The sequence below is a fragment of the Arthrobacter sp. I3 genome, assembly GCF_000520575.1.
In the GTDB taxonomy this organism is placed as follows: domain Bacteria; phylum Actinomycetota; class Actinomycetes; order Actinomycetales; family Micrococcaceae; genus Arthrobacter; species Arthrobacter humicola_A.
In genome coordinates, this window is record NZ_KI914927.1 from 43,627 (window position 1) to 45,160 (window position 1,534).

Annotated in this window: 2 protein-coding genes and 2 pseudogenes; all 4 read left to right on the forward strand. The window is 64.9% G+C overall.

Annotated features, from left to right (window positions below; translation table 11 throughout):
• Positions 1-322, forward strand: a pseudogene (locus tag Y706_RS25045) (cytochrome ubiquinol oxidase subunit I); the annotation flags it as partial.
• The gene (locus Y706_RS0111600) at positions 319-720 is read left to right on the forward strand and encodes a cytochrome c oxidase subunit 4 (RefSeq protein WP_018773077.1); all 402 of its coding nucleotides are present in this window, start codon (positions 319-321) and stop codon (positions 718-720) included. The pseudogene Y706_RS25045 and the gene Y706_RS0111600, both read left to right, overlap by 4 nt.
• A 6-nt stretch (positions 721-726) precedes the next feature.
• A pseudogene (locus Y706_RS0111605) lies at positions 727-1,089 on the forward strand (cytochrome ubiquinol oxidase subunit I); the annotation flags it as partial.
• Positions 1,086-1,487: a cytochrome c oxidase subunit 4 gene (locus Y706_RS0111610; protein WP_018773077.1), complete on the forward strand. Its 402-nt coding sequence runs from the start codon at positions 1,086-1,088 to the stop codon at positions 1,485-1,487. The pseudogene Y706_RS0111605 and the gene Y706_RS0111610, both read left to right, overlap by 4 nt.
• Positions 1,488-1,534: the final 47 nt, after the last annotated feature.

The window sequence follows — 1,534 nt, forward strand, 5'->3', positions numbered from 1 at the left end:
CACGTGGATGAACCAGTTCTCCACCATCGCCTCGTTCGTCCTCGGCGCCTCGCTGATTCCGTTCTTCTGGAACGTCTACATCACCTGGCGAAGCAACGAGCGTGTGGAAGTTGACGACCCGTGGGGCTTCGGTGCCTCGCTGGAATGGGCCACGTCTTGCCCGCCGCCGCGTCACAACTTCACCTCCCTGCCCCGCATCCGCTCCGAGCGTCCTGCCCTGGACCTGCACCACCCGGAGCTCTCCCAGTCCTACACCGCGGATTCGCCTGCTCCGGCAGCAGCGGCTCTCGGTAACGCCGACCAGAAGGACACCGCCAAGTGAAAATCGAATCAAGGATCTTTGGCTTCGGCGTCTTTTTCTTCGTGCCCGTTGCATTTATCTACGGATACCTGACCAACTGGACTGAATGGGTGGGCGCACTGGCCATCCTGCTGGTTGGCGGACTCGCCGGCATGATCGGCGCTTACCTCGGCTTCACCGGCCGCCGCGTGGGCATGCGCCCCGAGGACCGCAACGACGCCGAGATCCACGAAGGCGCCGGCGAACAGGGACACTTCAGCCCCTGGAGCTGGTGGCCGCTGATGCTGGGCCTGTCCTGCGCCGCAGGGTTCCTCGGCCTGGCCGTGGGCTGGTGGATCGTCTTCATCGCCGGCGGGATGGCAGTGGTCGCACTGGTCGGCTGGGTCTACGAGTACAGCCGCGGTGACCACGCGCACTAGCGCCCACTGCCCCGCCGCTACGCCGACTACATGCCGCAGGATAACTTCACGTGGATGAACCAGTTCTCCACCATCGCCTCGTTCGTCCTCGGCGCCTCGCTGATTCCGTTCTTCTGGAACGTCTACATCACCTGGCGAAGCAACGAGCGTGTGGAAGTTGACGACCCGTGGGGCTTCGGTGCCTCGCTGGAATGGGCCACGTCTTGCCCGCCGCCGCGTCACAACTTCACCTCCCTGCCCCGCATCCGCTCCGAGCGTCCTGCCCTGGACCTGCACCACCCGGAGCTCTCCCAGTCCTACACCGCGGATTCGCCTGCTCCGGCAGCAGCGGCTCTCGGTAACGCCGACCAGAAGGACACCGCCAAGTGAAAATCGAATCAAGGATCTTTGGCTTCGGCGTCTTTTTCTTCGTGCCCGTTGCATTTATCTACGGATACCTGACCAACTGGACTGAATGGGTGGGCGCACTGGCCATCCTGCTGGTTGGCGGACTCGCCGGCATGATCGGCGCTTACCTCGGCTTCACCGGCCGCCGCGTGGGCATGCGCCCCGAGGACCGCAACGACGCCGAGATCCACGAAGGCGCCGGCGAACAGGGACACTTCAGCCCCTGGAGCTGGTGGCCGCTGATGCTGGGCCTGTCCTGCGCCGCAGGGTTCCTCGGCCTGGCCGTGGGCTGGTGGATCGTCTTCATCGCCGGCGGGATGGCAGTGGTCGCACTGGTCGGCTGGGTCTACGAGTACAGCCGCGGTGACCACGCGCACTAGCGCCCACCCGGACTAAAAGTTAAGATCGCACGACGGCGGGCCCCACC